Annotated in this window: 15 protein-coding genes and 1 pseudogene; 11 read left to right on the forward strand and 5 right to left on the reverse strand. The window is 59.7% G+C overall.

Features of this window, described 5'->3' with window-relative positions; translation table 11 throughout:
- Positions 1-85: 85 nt before the first annotated feature.
- Positions 86-835: a hypothetical protein gene (locus tag DLD99_RS23490; RefSeq protein WP_114885368.1), complete on the reverse strand. Its 750-nt coding sequence runs from the start codon at positions 833-835 to the stop codon at positions 86-88.
- A 117-nt stretch (positions 836-952) separates the two neighbouring features.
- On the opposite strand from DLD99_RS23490, the gene DLD99_RS23495 reads away from it, so the two are divergent.
- The 6 genes from DLD99_RS23495 (at position 953) to DLD99_RS23520 (ending at position 5,300) form a co-directional block, all read left to right on the forward strand.
- Complete coding sequence (locus DLD99_RS23495; protein ID WP_114885370.1) at positions 953-1,306, forward strand: hypothetical protein; 354 nt, start codon at positions 953-955, stop codon at positions 1,304-1,306.
- Between the two features lie 132 nt (positions 1,307-1,438).
- Positions 1,439-2,182: a hypothetical protein gene (locus tag DLD99_RS23500; protein ID WP_114885372.1), complete on the forward strand. Its 744-nt coding sequence runs from the start codon at positions 1,439-1,441 to the stop codon at positions 2,180-2,182.
- Positions 2,183-2,254: 72 nt separating this feature from the next.
- Positions 2,255-4,174 carry an alkaline phosphatase D family protein gene (locus DLD99_RS23505; protein WP_114885374.1) on the forward strand — a complete coding sequence of 640 codons (1,920 nt, stop codon included), beginning with the start codon at positions 2,255-2,257 and terminating at the stop codon, positions 4,172-4,174.
- A 34-nt stretch (positions 4,175-4,208) separates the two neighbouring features.
- Positions 4,209-4,577 carry a hypothetical protein gene (locus DLD99_RS23510; protein ID WP_114885376.1) on the forward strand — a complete coding sequence of 123 codons (369 nt, stop codon included), beginning with the start codon at positions 4,209-4,211 and terminating at the stop codon, positions 4,575-4,577.
- Between the two features lie 217 nt (positions 4,578-4,794).
- The gene (locus DLD99_RS23515) at positions 4,795-5,049 is read left to right on the forward strand and encodes a type II toxin-antitoxin system prevent-host-death family antitoxin (protein ID WP_114885378.1); all 255 of its coding nucleotides are present in this window, start codon (positions 4,795-4,797) and stop codon (positions 5,047-5,049) included.
- Complete coding sequence (locus DLD99_RS23520) at positions 5,046-5,300, forward strand: Txe/YoeB family addiction module toxin (protein ID WP_114885380.1); 255 nt, start codon at positions 5,046-5,048, stop codon at positions 5,298-5,300. The genes DLD99_RS23515 and DLD99_RS23520 overlap by 4 nt, the downstream gene beginning before the upstream one ends.
- Before the next feature lie 8 nt (positions 5,301-5,308).
- On the opposite strand, the gene DLD99_RS23525 is transcribed toward DLD99_RS23520, so the two are convergent.
- Positions 5,309-6,481, reverse strand: coding sequence for an aspartate aminotransferase family protein (locus DLD99_RS23525; protein ID WP_114885382.1), 1,173 nt, complete (start codon positions 6,479-6,481; stop codon positions 5,309-5,311).
- Positions 6,482-6,583: 102 nt separating this feature from the next.
- Between DLD99_RS23525 and DLD99_RS23530 the strand changes: the two genes are divergently transcribed.
- The 3 genes and pseudogenes from DLD99_RS23530 to DLD99_RS23540 all read left to right on the forward strand — a co-directional run bounded on the left by DLD99_RS23530 (position 6,584) and on the right by DLD99_RS23540 (position 8,530).
- Entirely contained in the window at positions 6,584-7,489 is a 906-nt protein-coding gene (locus DLD99_RS23530; RefSeq protein WP_114885384.1) for a LysR family transcriptional regulator, read from the forward strand.
- A gap of 57 nt (positions 7,490-7,546) precedes the next feature.
- A pseudogene (locus DLD99_RS23535) lies at positions 7,547-7,951 on the forward strand (GNAT family N-acetyltransferase).
- A 63-nt stretch (positions 7,952-8,014) separates the two neighbouring features.
- Positions 8,015-8,530, forward strand: a complete 516-nt coding sequence (locus tag DLD99_RS23540; protein WP_114885385.1) for a DUF6622 family protein — start codon at positions 8,015-8,017, stop codon at positions 8,528-8,530.
- 18 nt (positions 8,531-8,548) lie between these two features.
- On the opposite strand, the gene msrA is transcribed toward DLD99_RS23540, so the two are convergent.
- From msrA to msrB, 3 genes are read right to left on the reverse strand one after another with little or no spacing between them, the layout of a single operon-like run.
- On the reverse strand, positions 8,549-9,253 hold the full coding sequence (msrA, locus tag DLD99_RS23545; RefSeq protein WP_114885387.1) for a peptide-methionine (S)-S-oxide reductase MsrA: 705 nt from the start codon (positions 9,251-9,253) through the stop codon (positions 8,549-8,551).
- Between the two features lie 15 nt (positions 9,254-9,268).
- Complete coding sequence (locus DLD99_RS23550) at positions 9,269-11,077, reverse strand: cytochrome c biogenesis protein DipZ (protein WP_114885389.1); 1,809 nt, start codon at positions 11,075-11,077, stop codon at positions 9,269-9,271.
- Positions 11,078-11,120: 43 nt separating this feature from the next.
- Positions 11,121-11,639 (reverse strand): peptide-methionine (R)-S-oxide reductase MsrB, encoded by a 519-nt coding sequence (msrB, locus tag DLD99_RS23555; protein ID WP_114885391.1) that lies wholly within the window; start codon positions 11,637-11,639, stop codon positions 11,121-11,123.
- 151 nt (positions 11,640-11,790) lie between these two features.
- On the opposite strand from msrB, the gene DLD99_RS23560 reads away from it, so the two are divergent.
- On the forward strand, positions 11,791-12,507 hold the full coding sequence (locus DLD99_RS23560; RefSeq protein ID WP_114885393.1) for a response regulator transcription factor: 717 nt from the start codon (positions 11,791-11,793) through the stop codon (positions 12,505-12,507).
- On the forward strand, positions 12,504-14,024 hold the full coding sequence (locus DLD99_RS23565; RefSeq protein WP_114885395.1) for a sensor histidine kinase: 1,521 nt from the start codon (positions 12,504-12,506) through the stop codon (positions 14,022-14,024). Before DLD99_RS23560 ends, DLD99_RS23565 begins: the two co-directional genes overlap by 4 nt.
- Positions 14,025-14,081 lie beyond the last annotated feature (57 nt).

Consider the following 14,081-nt stretch of genomic DNA (forward strand, 5'->3'; position numbering starts at 1 on the left):
TTTGTATTTCAAAAACAGACACGCTCGATGGAGCAGCTGGATGCGCGGCTCCTCTATCCTTCGGACGAAGAAAAATATTGGCTGATCAGTCGATTGCCTTGACGACTCGAATGTCGACGGGAAACCCATCCGCCCCCTCCAGCTCCTTCCACCCGACGTACTGAAAGATCCCGTCCCGGTCAATGTTGTCGCCTCTGTCCACCCTCTTACCGTTCAGTACCGCGACGTTTCTATGGTGGACACATGTGCCATCCGGCGCACCGACGGTGTAGATCACATAGGGTTTATTGTATTGCGCGGCGCGAAAATGTCGGCCGCATCCAAAATCGACTGTGATCATCAACGTCTTCAGATTCTCTTCGCCATCCAGCTCTGCGTGCTCGTCGAGCTGACCGATCTCGCCTACGTCGGTGAAACCCAGAGCACGAGCGCGCTTGTATTCCGGGGAGTTCCGGTGTTCGGTCTGCGCTTGTTGCAGATGCTGAGCGATCTCGTCGTCGTATACGGCGCGCTCCTTGGCAACGAAATCTTTCCCTTGGGTGATGAGGTTTTCGCAGCGAGCGTAATCGGGGGAAGCGAGTTTTGAGGGATCGAGGTGTTTACGATGTACCGGAAAGGTTCGCATAGGGCTCTCGATATAGAGCATGGAATCTCTTGCAGTCTGGCTACCGTTCTGCAGATTGGTAATTGCCCGCTGCAGGTGCTGGCAATCGGAAAGGTAGCCCTTCCAGGCTTCCTCCGGAGTTTCTTCCCAGTCGTCGGCATACGCCGGGGTCATCATGACGGCGAGAGTGGTCGCGCAGAGCAGGCGAAAGACCAAGGTAAAAATGGGCATATGTAATCCGTTACGGTGATGAGGAATGGCACGACGCTACTATTTTGCTATCTTGCCGTCCACTGTCGGGCAAGGTGCAAAGAGCCTGACCGGGACTGACTCAAATGGAAGGATTCGATGGACTTTGCGTTTTGTCTTCTAGCCTGGGCGGCCATGTGGGTGTGGGTCGTCAAGCAGCGCGGTGCCTGGAACCTGTTTCTCGCCAACCTGCTGGGTGCTGTCAGCGGCCTGGTGGTGGGACTGGTGGTCTCGGAATTCTACATCGGCCTGTTCGGGTCGACCCGGCCGCACGTACCCGGGCTGACGAGTACATTGCTGGAAATGATGACAACATTCGCGGCGCTGGTCGGTGTATGGATGCTGGTCGCGCGACGCTCGCAAGTCGAGCCCCTCATTGCGCGACAGCTTCTGGCAGGTCTTTGCGGCACGGTGGCCGGCATTACGGCGCTGGCGTTTTTTGCACTCAAGTAATCGGTATCGACACTGAGCATGAAGGTTCTCGTGGCACCAGAAATCTATTTTGATATCTTGCCGCCTACCGTCAGGACTCATTCTCCACGACGCACCGTTTTCAGGTTTTTGCAGGTTTAAGGAAAGGATCGAATGGAGTTTCTGCGTTTTCTGGCATTTGTCGCGGCCTGGGGTTTCATGTGGCGCTGGGTGGTGAAAAACCGCGGCAGCTGGAATCTGTTTTACGGCAACCTGGTCGGTGCGGCGGGCGGTTTTATTGTGGCGATGGTGGTGCTGTCGATCACGCTTTCACTGTTCCCGTCAGCCCATCACTACGAAGCCGAGCAGACTGAAAACGTTGTGACACGGGAAGCAGAGCCAACCTCGTTGCTGCCGGAAGCCGAGTCGGTTGCAAGCCCCTCTACGCTGAAAGACGCGCCGGTGTTTGCCGCTATCGAGCCAGACGACAAGCCCTCTCCACCCGATTCAGCGTTGCTGCCGAACTACGCCAGTCGTGCACCGAAAACCCTGTCGGTGCAAACCGTGATTGACCAGAGCGACGACCAGGGGCGCAAAGCCCTGACAGCCCTGAGCAAAAAACTGCGCAGCGACGCGCAGGGTGACAAGTCGATGCTCGCCTATGTCATGTGCAGCCCGTTCGTAACCAGTACATTGCGCTTCCCCGCATCTGCCCGGTTTGCCGACAGCAAAAGCTTGACGCCGCAGCGCTTCAAGGATCAGGTCTACAACTTCAGCAACACCGTCACCGCGCGGAACATGAACGGTGACGACGTGACGTACCGCTTCGATTGCTCCGTTCAGGAACAGCCAAGAGTCGACGCTACGCCAGCCGAATGGCGCCTGTTGGCGCTGAAGCTGCAAAAGTCGGACTCTTAAGCCTCGCTTAAGGGTTGAAAGCACGGGCTGAGCTATCATCGCCAGCCTGTGCGACCTGAGTTTTGCCCTCCGATGTCTCGAATGTCTGCTGACCTGCCTCCGCTGCCTCCTGTATTGGCCGGCCCGCTCTTGCGACGGCTGGAACCGACACGCATCGTGCTTTGGTTGGTCGGCAGTCGCGAGCTGTCACTGACCTTGCGCCTGCAAGGTGCAGGAGACATGCCACTGGATGCCGGGAAATGCACGGTCATTCCTGTGGGAAGTCGTGCATTCATTCACCTGATAGACGTCACGCTCGACAGCCCCCTGCCCTGCGACATTCAGATCGACTACGACTTGCTGATCGATGGCCAGCATCCCATCGCCGACTGGGCGCCGCATCTGCTGTATGGCAGCGCCATGTGCCCGAACCTTGTAGTGCGTTCACGGATCGATCAACTGCTCCACGGCTCGTGCCGCAAACCGCATCACCCGGCGGCTGACGGCCTGCTCTGCGTCGATCAACTGCTCGCGGCTGAAACCGAGCCGCAACAGCGCCCTGCCCTGCTGATGATGAGCGGCGATCAGATTTACGCCGATGACGTCGCCGGTCCGATGCTGCGGGCGATTCATGCATTGATCGAGCGACTCGGACTGTTTGATGAGCAACTCGAAGGCGCGGTGGTCAGCGACAGTTCCAGGCTGTATGAGCACCCGGCCAGTTATTACCACCGTGCAGATTTGTTACCGGCACTCGAGAGCAACGAGACTTTGCGTGAGCGATTTTTCGGAGGCGCACGCAAGCCGATTTTCACCAGCAGCAGCGCCGACAATCATCTGGTGACGTTCGCCGAAGTCATGGCCATGTACCTGTTGGTATGGTCGCCAACACCATGGACGCTGATCGATCCACAAGTCCCGAACCTGACGCCCGAACGTCGCCAGCGCTATGCCCTGGAGCAGTCCCGGATCGATGGATTCAAGGCAGGTCTGGGCAATGTCGCCCGGGCGTTGGCGCACTTGCCGAGCTTGATGATCTTCGACGATCACGACATCACCGATGACTGGAACCTGTCAGCGCAATGGGAGGAAACCGCCTACGGCCATCCATTTTCCAGACGCATCATCGGCAATGCGCTGATCGCCTATCTGTTGTGCCAGGGCTGGGGCAACAACCCGGATGCATTCAAAGAACTGCTGGAGAAAACCCGACGCCTGAGCGCCAGCGGTAATGATCGTTATCTCGACTCCCCGGTACAGGACGAACTGATCGATGAGCTGCTGCGCTTTCAGCACTGGCATTTCGTGCTGCCCACCAGCCCGGCTCTGGTGGTGCTCGACACCCGCACCCGACGCTGGCGCAGCGAGATGGCGCTCAAGCAACCTTCCGGCCTGCTGGATTGGGAAGCCCTTTGCGAATTGCAGCAGGAACTGCTCGATCATCCGTCGGCGATCATCGTTTCGCCGGCACCGATCTTCGGTGTGAAACTGATCGAAACCGTGCAGAAGGTCTTCAGCTGGTGCGGTTATCCCCTGTTGGTGGACGCGGAAAACTGGATGGCCCATCGCGGCGCGGCCCAGGTGATCCTGAATATTTTCCGACACACCCGTACACCCGGCAGCTATGTGGTGCTGTCAGGGGATGTGCATTATTCCTTCGTCTACGAAGTGCTTATCCGACACCGCAAGGCCGGCCCGCGCATCTGGCAGATCACCAGCAGCGGCATCAAGAACGAATTCCCGCCCACCCTGCTGGAATGGTTCGACCGCCTGAATCGCTGGCTCTATTCACCCCGTTCGCCGCTGAACTGGCTGACCAAACGCCGACGGATGCGCATCGTGCCGTACGTTCCCGAACATGCCGAAGCAGGTGAACGGCTATGGAATTCGGCGGGGATCGGTCAGGTGTTTTTCAATGAGCAAGGGCAGCCCCGGGACATCATTCAGCACAACTCGAACGGCGCGCCGAAGACCCGGATGCTGGCGCCGGATCTGACGGATTATCCTGATTAGGATCTTGCCTTTTTTCTGATGGAAAGTTGCTCGGATGACATTACTGAAAAAGCTTCGAATCACTCGCGACAGCGTGCATGCCGGCGATGATTGCGACGCGCCACATCAACGCTGGTTGACTCGATCAGAAAGCGAATCGCTCGATAGTGTCATGCAATCCATTTTGAGTGACGCCTATTTGCCACAAATCTTTGGTGGCAAAGCATCGTGGATCGTTTGCGGTCCTGGTGCACTGGCCGTCGTCGCACAACAATGGAAAGCGCCACACTTTCTGGTCGACGCCCAGACAGCAATAGCCGATTTTGATGAGCTGACATTCGTTTACTGGTGTCAGGTAGATCCCGACAAACTCATTAAATGCCTGCAGACAGGATTGCCGTTGCCTGACAAGTACGGTCAATAAGTCTTACGCGGGTAACGTCAGATTCGAATTCTCAACGACCGCTGGATGGCTTATCCATCGGAATGAGATTACAGAAGTCCAGGAAACGTCTCGATGAGACTTCAGTGATACTTACTCAACCGCAGATAGTCTCTCTGTACGACAACCACTGGTAGGTATTGCCTTGTCATCATGTACTCATTTCTGTACGTTCTTTGCATCAAGCGAGGACTACAACATGCACACCATCAACTACACCACGGCCCGGGCTCACCTGGCGGAAACCATGGACCGCGTGAACGAAGATCGCGCCCCGCTGCTGATCACCCGCCAAAAAGGTGAACCTGTTGTCATGATGTCTCTGGCTGAATACAACGCGATGGAAGAAACGGCATATCTGCTGCGTTCTCCAGCCAACGCAGAGCGCTTGATCAAATCGATTGGCGAAATGCGTGCAGGAAAAGCCAAAGCCAGGCAACTGATCGAAGAATGAAAATCGAGTTCACGCCAACCGGGTGGGAAGACTACTTATGGTTTCAGCAGAACGATAAGGCCGGTCTCAAACGCATCAATCTGTTGATCAAAGCGATCCAACGACAACCCTTCGAAGGACTTGGCAAACCCGAGCCGCTCAAGCACAACATGAGCGGCTTCTGGTCCCGACGGATAACTGCCGAACATCGTTTGGTCTATGCAATTGAAGACGGTGAAGTCTGCGTCATCACGTGCAGATATCACTACTGAACAAGAGATCAGTCCCGTTCCAGTACGCGCCCTATCCCCCTCACAATCATCCCCACCTCCCGCTCATCAATCGTCAGCGGCGGCAGCAGCCGGATCGTCTTGCCGCGAGTGACGTTGATCAGCAATCCGTGATCCCGCGCGGCAATCAGGGTCAGGTCGCGGATCGGCTGTTTCAGTTCGATGCCGATCATCAATCCCTGCCCACGAATCGCCAGCACATTCGGGTTGTCCGCCAGTTCCGCCCGCAGGCGGCTGAGCAAACGCTCGCCTTGTACCCGGGCATTTTCCAGCAGGCCCTGTTCTTCGATGATGTCCAGCACGGTGCAACCCACCCGGCAGGCCAGCGGATTGCCGCCGAAGGTGCTGCCATGGCTGCCTGGCGTAAACAGTTCCGCTGCCCGGCCGCGAGCCAGACAGGCACCGATCGGCACGCCGTTACCCAGGCCTTTGGCGAGGGTCATGACGTCGGGGACGATGCCTTCATGCTGGAACGCAAACCACCGGCCGGTGCGACCGATGCCGGTCTGGATTTCATCGAGCATCAGCAACCACCCGTGGCGATTGCACTGTTCGCGCAGGGCTTTCAGGTAACCCGGCGGCGCGATTTGTACGCCGCTTTCGCCCTGGATCGGCTCCACCAGAATGGCCACGATTCGCTCGCCATGTTTTTGCTGCACCTGATTCAGCGCTTCAAGATCACCAAATGGCACTTTGATGAAGTCCCCCGGCAACTCGTTGAATCCCAGGCGCACCGCCGGGCCATCGCTGGCCGACAACGTGCCCAGGGTGCGGCCGTGAAAAGCGTTGGCCATCACCACCACCAGCGGCTGCTCGATCCCCTTGCGCCAGCCATGCAGGCGCGCCAGTTTCAGCGCGGTTTCGTTGGCCTCGGCACCGGAGTTGTTGAAGAACGCCCGCTCCATCCCCGCCAGCTGGGTCAACTTCAGCGCCAACTGCTGCTGCCAGTCGATGCTGTAGAGGTTGGAGGTGTGCAACAGCAATCCCGCCTGCTCGCTGATCGCTGAAACAATTCGCGGATGCGAGTGGCCGACATTGGTCACCGCCACACCCGCGACGGCATCGAGGTACTCGCGACCGGCCTGATCCCACAGTCGAGTGCCCAGACCTTTGGTGAAACTCAGGGCCAGCGGTTGGTACGTGTTCATCAGGGCGGCGGTCATGACTTCAAACTCCAGTGAAGATCGGTGTGTTTGCAGTATGGTTAGCCACCAGAGCTGGATAAACTCGGCAAAACTTCAATCATTTATAAGCAGGACTTGATAATGAATTTGTTCCAGTCAATGAGCGTCTACGTCAAAGTCGTGGAAACCGGCAGCATGACCGCGGCCGCCCTGCAGTGCGAAATGTCCACGACCATGGTCGGCAATCACCTGCGGGCACTGGAGCAGCGCCTCGGCGTACAACTGCTGCAACGCACCACCCGCCGACAGCGGCTGACCGAATTCGGTACGGTCTATTACCAGCGCTGTCTGGAGGTGCTGGGGCTGGTGCAAGACTCCGAACGACTCGCCGAGCAAACCCTGGATGAACCGCGCGGCCTGCTGCGGATCACCGCGCCGCTGACCTTCGGTGTCGAACGCCTGGCTCCGGCGCTCAGCGAATTTTCCCTGCAGTATCCGCAGGTCAGAATGGATGTCGTGCTGACCAACAGCCGCCCGGATCTGCTGGAGAGTGGTCTCGATGTGGCGTTCCGCCTCGGCCATTTCGAACAATCGAACCTGATCGCCCGCCCCCTGATCGACTACACCCTGACCGTGTGCGCGTCTCCGGATTACGTGGCCCGGCGCGGCATGCCGCTCACGCCTGAAGACCTGCAACAGCACGATTGCCTGTCGTTCGCCTACCCCGCCGGCGATGACTGGCAATCGGTGGAAAAGCGCTGGCGCCTGAGCGGCCCGGACGGTGAAATCATGGTCGATGTCAGCGGACCGATGCTGATGAACACCTCGGCCGGCTTGCACCAGGCGGCGCGTACTGGCATGGGCATCGTGATGCTGCCCGATGCACTGGTGGAACAGGATTTGCGCGATGGCAAACTTGTCACAGTAATGCCCGACTACCAGCCACCGAGCCGTCCTCTGCATCTGCTGTATGCACAGGATCGTTATCGGCTGCCGAAGCTTCGGCGCTTCGTCGAGTTTGCGATGCGGACATGGGGGAAAAGCTGACTACGCTTGGCATCAGTTCATTTGCAATCATCCGGTTATCAAGGACTCGATCACCCAATGAAAAACGCTCTGACGGTACGCGATCTTTTACCCGCCGAAACGGAGTCGGTGCGGTTGTTTCTCGGGCAACATGGCTGGGCACATCGAGTCGGTTCCGCCGAATATTTTGCGCAGTTGATTCAAAACTCACAGCGGACGGCTGTTGCACGGTTGGACGAGCAGATCATCGGCTTCGCCCGGGGCATTACCGATGGTTTGTCCAATGGCTATCTGTCGATGGTGGTCGTCGATGTACAACACCAACGCCAAGGCGTGGGCCGGAAACTGGTCGAACATGTAATGGGAGATAACCCTGACATCACCTAGGTACTGCGGGCCGGGCGCGAGGGAGCAGAAGCATTTTTTGCCAGCCTGGGATTTGAAACCTCGGTGATTGCAATGGAGCGCCCGCGATTGAAATAACGGGCACTTACTACGGCCCCGGCTATTATCCACCTTCCCCTTTTTCAGCATGGATGCTGCGCGATGCTCACGATTCTGCAAAACACCCCGATTCGAGCCTACGTGTTTTTTCTGCTTGTGGTTTATTTCGGCATCAAGGCGTTTTCTCCCCGCCGCGAAAGCCGTCTCTCGATGCTCATCACACCGCCGGCGTTTCTGGCGTGGTCGTTGTACTCCGTGAACTTGACGATCGACCCGGTCTTGTTCCTTGGCAGTTGGTTTGGCGCGCTGTTGCTGGGCAGCCTCTCGGCCTGGCTGGTTTTTTCCCGCAAGGGCGTGGCACTCGACGATACCGCGACCGGGCTGATCATGCCGGGCACCGTGAAAATCCTGATCATGTTCCTGATGTTCTTTTTCGCGAACTATTACTTCGGCTATCAGGATGCGGTAAATCCGCAGCTGGCCGCTTCCCCCGACATGCTGCTGCTCAAGTCCACGGTATCGGGGTTCATGTGCGGCCTGATCAGTACCCGCTCGCTGAAGCTCTACTGGGCACTGCGAACCCTCGCCGCCCGACAGTCGCCAGTGACCGCACAATAACCATTGGACAACCGGTGATCACGACCCGCTTTTCACCAGCACCGGTTTCTCCTGATAACGCTCGGCGAACAGTTGCTTCAACTGCGCCACCTTCGGCAGATCATTGATCACGATGTACGGATAGGTCGGATGTTCGGTGAGGAAGTCCTGGTGATAGTCCTCCGCCGGATAGAAGCCGTTGTAGGTTTCCAGTCTGGTCACGATGGGTTTGCTGTAGGCATGCGCCGCATCAAGCTGGGCGATATAGGCCTGTGCAACGCGTTGCTGATCGGCATTGACCGGGAACAGCGCCGAGCGATATTGCGTGCCGCTGTCCGGGCCCTGACGGTTGAGCTCGGTCGGGTTGTGGGCCACCGAGAAGTAGATCTGCAACAGGCTGCCGTAGCTGACCTGGGTCGGATCGAAGGTGACTTGCACCGACTCGGCATGGCCCGTATCGCCCTCGCTGACCCGCTCATACTCCGCTGTATTCGCCGCGCCGCCGGCGTATCCGGAGACGGCTTTCTGCACACCTTTGACGTGCTGAAAAACACCCTGCACACCCCAGAAACAGCCGCCGGCGAAGACTGCCGTCTCGCTGTGTGCCTGGGTGTTCTCATCAAGCGCTGGCGGTGGAATGGCCACGCCTTCCTCGGCACCGAAGGAAAATGCCGAGCACTGACCGATCACCCCGGCCGCCGCGACGCCCAACAACAGACGACGCCAGATAATTCGAGTTTTCATGTCACGCACTCCTGATCAGCCGAAGGTAAAGGCGTAGGCCGACACGCCCGGATCGAGAAACTCGATGTTGAAGGTTCGGTCCTTCACCTCATCGGTCTGCCGCACCAATTGATACAGGCGTTGTTCGGTCACCTGACCACTGCCGTCCGGCGCCACGTCGACACCGTGGGCATCTCCCGGCGCCTGACCGTCGATGGTCACTTTGAAGCGCACCGGTTTGCCGTCCGTTCCCGGCCCCAGCACCAGATGCAGGTCACGGGCGTGGAAGCGATAGACGATGCGGCTGGCCGGCGCGCTGGCGGTGGCGCGCTCGGCACCGACTGCCCATTGCCCGCCCAGACTCCAGTCATTCAGAGCCAGGTTGGTCGGCGCCGTGTAAGCCGCCACCTTGTCAGGCACGAGGCTGGTTTCCGGTACGAAATGTTCCGCACGCTGGTAGCCGACGTAGGTTTCCGGCGACAGCACCTGATTCATGTCCGGGGCCAGCTGCACGCCTTGGGCATCGGCATTGATCAAACCGTCAGCGACGGTTTTCGCACCGGCCTCACGCAGCAGTTGCTGGATGACGCGTTCCGATTCGGCGTAGTCCCCTTCGCCAAAGTGGTGGTAACGAATGCGCCCCTGGGCGTCGGCAAAGTAATGTGCCGGCCAGTATTCATTGTTGAAAGCGCGCCAGATCCTGTAGTCGTTATCGATGGCCACCGGGTAGTTGATGCCCAGTTCCTTCATGGCTTTGGTGACGTTGCCTACATCACGTTCGAAGGCAAATTCCGGGGCATGTACGCCGATCACCACCAGGCCCTGATCCTTGTACTTCTCGGCCCAGGCTTTGACGTAAGGCAAGGTGCGCAGGCAGTTGATGCAGGAGTAGGTCCAGAAATCCACCAGCACCACTTTGCCCTTCAATGCCTGTGCATCCAAGGGCGCGGAGTTGAGCCATTGCACCGCGCCATCGAGCGGCGGCAACTGACCTTCGACCGGCAACGAGCCCGGTGCCTTGGCGGCCATTTTCATCGCGCCGCCAGCAGCCATCATGCTGCCGTTCGCCGCGTCATCCGCTGCGGGAATCTGCGCCATCATCGTGCCGTTGCCGTGAGGGGATTTCCCCGACAGTTTGCCGACCAGTGCCTGCTCCAGACCTCCGGTGGAAGCCGTCGACACCCGCGCCAGAATCCCGGTGTCGAGGCCCAGCGCGATGGCGGCCACACCGGCCAGCATCGCAGCGCCGAGCCCGCGGCGGATCCACTCGCCGGTGCCGATCGAGCGCTTCATCAGCGCGAAAACCTTACCGCCCAGCAGAAGCGCCGCAGCCAGCGACGTAGCCGCGCCCGCCGCATAAGCGAGCAACAACAGCGTGGTGGCGATGCTTGCCCCTTGCAGCGCGGCACCGGTCAGAATCAAGCCGAGGATTGGCCCGGCGCACGGTGCCCAGAGCAGCCCGGTGGCGACACCGATCAGAAACGACGCGCCGGGATGCGGACGATTGTCCTGGCCGGCGGCCTCCGACAGGCGACTGCCGGCGGACACCAGCGGCCGGGTCAGACGCTCGGCCAGACGCGGCAGCAGCAGCGTCAGCCCGAACAGTGCAACGAACAGCAACGCGAGCCAGCGACCGTACTGATTGACTTGCACCACCCAACCGCCGCCCACCGCCGCCAGTGTCGCGACGAGGGCGAAGGTCAGTGCCATCCCGGCCAACAGCGGCAAGCCACTCTTGATAAACGGCTGCCCGGTGCGAGCGAAGACAAAAGGCAGAACCGGCAGGATGCACGGGCTGACGATCGTCAGCACACCGCCGAGATAAGCGAGAACCAAGAGCCACATGGTGTCGTCCTGTAGTGAGTGAAGATTGCAGGCGGGCCACGACTCAAACCGCCACGGGTTTGAAGGTCATCGCCAGGCCGTTCATGCAGTAGCGCAGGCCGGTGGGTTTGGGTCCGTCGTCGAACACATGGCCGAGGTGACCGCCGCAACGTCGGCAGTGAACTTCCTCCCGGGTCATGCCGAAGGAGCGGTCCTGGCGGGTGGCCACGGCGTGTTCCAGCGGCGCCCAGAAACTCGGCCAGCCGGTGCGGCTGTCGAACTTGGTGTCCGACGAAAACAGCGCCAGATCGCAGCCGGCGCAGGCGAACTTGCCGGCCCGATGCTCGTTGTTCAGGGGACTGCTGTAGGCCCGCTCCGTGCCTTCCTTGCGCAGCACGTCGAATTGTTCGTCGGTGAGCAGCGCATGCCATTCGCTATCGCTGTGGGTCACTTCAAACGCTTCATCGGCGAGTGCCTCACCGACCAGCGCCGAACCCCCGGATAACTTTGGCAATACACCTGCCAGTAACGCTGCAAGCCCCAGCCCGCCGCCCGTTGCCAGAATCTGTCGCCGTGAAAACATGGCCGTCTCCCAAAATTCCAGATGCCTGTCGTGGAACACAGCCTAGGCTTGGGTTGATCGCCAAATCCTCACGGGAAGTTAAACAATTCGTGATAACTCGCCCGGAGGAAAACCCGCACAATGCGCACATTGCGCCGAAGGATTGAGCTTCATGGAACAGACCAAACGCGTCCTGGTGGTCGAGGACGACCTGCACATTGCCGACCTCATTTGCCTGCATCTGCGGGACGAACAATTCGAGGTGGTCCACAGCGCCGATGGCGACGAGGGCATGCGCCTGCTGCAGCAAGGCCACTGGGATGCACTGATCCTCGACCTCATGTTGCCGGGCGTCGACGGCCTGGAAATCTGCCGCCGCGCCCGGGCCATGGCCCGCTACACACCGATCATCATCACCAGCGCCCGCTCCAGCGAACTGCACCGTATCCTCGGCCTTGAACTGGGCGCCGACGATTACCTCGCCAAACCGTTTTCGATGCTGGAGCTGGTGGCCCGGGTTAAAGCGCTGCTGCGCCGGGTAGACGCCATGGCGCGCAACCTGAAGATGGACGCCGGCAGCCTCAGTCTCGACGGCCTGACCATCGACCCGATCACTCGTGACGTGGCCCTGAACGGCCAGCGCCTGGACCTCACCCCACGGGAATTCGACTTGCTCTACTTCTTCGCCCGACAGCCGGGCAAGGTGTTCTCGCGCATGGATCTGCTCAACGCGGTCTGGGGCTACAGCCACGAAGGCTACGAACACACGGTCAACACCCACATCAATCGCCTGCGGGCGAAGATCGAGGCGGATCCGGCACAACCGGTGCGCATCCTCACGGTGTGGGGCCGTGGCTACAAATTCGGCACGAGTACAGAACAACCATGAAACTGACCCTGACGCAGCGCCTGTCCCTGGTGTTCGCCGTATTGCTGCTGGCGTGCTGTGGCACGTCGGCGTGGTTGCAGGTGCGCTCCAGCCAGATGCATGAGCTGGAGGTGGTGCAGGGTCTGTCCCGGGATCTGGCGCAGCACATCGCTCACGACACGGTGCTGATGGACAGCAACGGCCTGATGCCCGGTGCGGTGCGCGAACTGTTCAGCCAGTTGATGCTGGTCAACCCGAGTGTCGAGGTGTACCTGCTCGACACCGAAGGCAGGATCGTCGGCAACGCCGCACCGGAAGGACGCCTGCGTCGGCAGTCCGTCGATCTGCAACCGATCCGGCGCCTGCTCAATGATCAACCGTTGCCGATCCTCGGCGACGACCCGCGCAGCGTCGACGGCCGCAAGGTCTTCAGCGCAGCGCCGTTGCAGGTCAACGGCAAGCCGGCCGGTTACCTTTACGTGGTCCTGCTCAGCGAAGCGCACGACCGTTTCGCCGAACGCGGCGCCACCAGTGCAGCGTTGAATACGGCGTTGCTGTCCATTGGCCTGGTGGCGTTCCTGTGCCTGATTGCCGGTCTGACGGCATTCAATCTGATCACCCGGCCGTTGCGCCGGCTGACCGAAACCGTGAGTCGCTTCGACATCGACGGCGCACCGCAATCGCTGCCAATCGCGCCGACGCCTGTGGACAAGTCTGCCGACCCGGACGAAATCGCCGTGCTCGACGCGGCGTTCCGACAAATGCAAAACCGCCTCGGCGAACAGTGGCGCTCTTTGACCCGTCAGGATCAGGAGCGCCGGGAACTGGTGGCGAATATTTCCCATGATTTGCGCACGCCATTGGCATCGCTGCATGGTTACCTGGAAACGCTGTCACTCAAGGACGCCACGCTGTCTCCGGAAGAACGCCGCCGCTATCTGGGGATCGCCCTGGATCAGAGCCGCAAGGTCGGCGGGCTCGCGCAGTCGCTGCTGGAACTGGTGCGCCTTGAACATGGCTTCGTACAGCCTGTGCTGGAGCAGTTTTCCCTGACCGATCTGGTGCAGGACATCTTCCAGAAATTCGAATTGGGCGCCGAGGCCCGGAATGTCGAACTCAAGGCCAGTTTCAGCGCCAACCTGCCGACCGTCTGCGCTGACCTCGGGCTGATCGAACGGGTGCTGACCAACCTGTTCGATAACGCCTTGCGCCATACGCCATCGGGGGGCGAAATCGAACTCGGTCTGAAACCACAAGGCGCGCTGGTTGAAATCACCGTCAGCGACACCGGCCCCGGCATTGCTGCCGAGTTGCGTGAGGGCTTGTTCCTGCGCCCTTTCAATATCGGCGGCGCGCGACGCGACGGCGGACTGGGCCTGCGAATCGTGCACCGGATCCTGCAACTGCACGGGCGCGAGATCCAGTTGCTCGATGTCGCAGGACGGGGCGCGACCTTTCGCTTCTCGCTGCCGGTGGATCAACAGAACGCCGAAGAGTGGATCGTGCGTTCGATGAACCTGAATACGCCGGGCAAATAATCAACTCCATCGGGCCGTTGCTCCGTGACAACACTGCCCCGCTCCCCTAAATTAGTC

The organism is Pseudomonas kribbensis (assembly GCF_003352185.1).
Taxonomy (GTDB): domain Bacteria; phylum Pseudomonadota; class Gammaproteobacteria; order Pseudomonadales; family Pseudomonadaceae; genus Aquipseudomonas; species Aquipseudomonas kribbensis.

What these genes read in the sequence shown, in the direction of transcription:
- DLD99_RS23490 (WP_114885368.1), bottom strand. Translation starts at nt 835, where the DNA reads ATGCCCATTTTTACCTTGGTCTTTCGCCTGCTCTGCGCGACCACTCTC.
- DLD99_RS23495 (WP_114885370.1), top strand. Translation starts at nt 953, where the DNA reads ATGGACTTTGCGTTTTGTCTTCTAGCCTGGGCGGCCATGTGGGTGTGG.
- DLD99_RS23500 (WP_114885372.1), top strand. Translation starts at nt 1,439, where the DNA reads ATGGAGTTTCTGCGTTTTCTGGCATTTGTCGCGGCCTGGGGTTTCATG.
- DLD99_RS23505 (WP_114885374.1), top strand. Translation starts at nt 2,255, where the DNA reads ATGTCTCGAATGTCTGCTGACCTGCCTCCGCTGCCTCCTGTATTGGCC.
- DLD99_RS23510 (WP_114885376.1), top strand. Translation starts at nt 4,209, where the DNA reads ATGACATTACTGAAAAAGCTTCGAATCACTCGCGACAGCGTGCATGCC.
- DLD99_RS23515 (WP_114885378.1), top strand. Translation starts at nt 4,795, where the DNA reads ATGCACACCATCAACTACACCACGGCCCGGGCTCACCTGGCGGAAACC.
- DLD99_RS23520 (WP_114885380.1), top strand. Translation starts at nt 5,046, where the DNA reads ATGAAAATCGAGTTCACGCCAACCGGGTGGGAAGACTACTTATGGTTT.
- DLD99_RS23525 (WP_114885382.1), bottom strand. Translation starts at nt 6,481, where the DNA reads ATGACCGCCGCCCTGATGAACACGTACCAACCGCTGGCCCTGAGTTTC.
- DLD99_RS23530 (WP_114885384.1), top strand. Translation starts at nt 6,584, where the DNA reads ATGAATTTGTTCCAGTCAATGAGCGTCTACGTCAAAGTCGTGGAAACC.
- DLD99_RS23540 (WP_114885385.1), top strand. Translation starts at nt 8,015, where the DNA reads ATGCTCACGATTCTGCAAAACACCCCGATTCGAGCCTACGTGTTTTTT.
- msrA (WP_114885387.1), bottom strand. Translation starts at nt 9,253, where the DNA reads ATGAAAACTCGAATTATCTGGCGTCGTCTGTTGTTGGGCGTCGCGGCG.
- DLD99_RS23550 (WP_114885389.1), bottom strand. Translation starts at nt 11,077, where the DNA reads ATGTGGCTCTTGGTTCTCGCTTATCTCGGCGGTGTGCTGACGATCGTC.
- msrB (WP_114885391.1), bottom strand. Translation starts at nt 11,639, where the DNA reads ATGTTTTCACGGCGACAGATTCTGGCAACGGGCGGCGGGCTGGGGCTT.
- DLD99_RS23560 (WP_114885393.1), top strand. Translation starts at nt 11,791, where the DNA reads ATGGAACAGACCAAACGCGTCCTGGTGGTCGAGGACGACCTGCACATT.
- DLD99_RS23565 (WP_114885395.1), top strand. Translation starts at nt 12,504, where the DNA reads ATGAAACTGACCCTGACGCAGCGCCTGTCCCTGGTGTTCGCCGTATTG.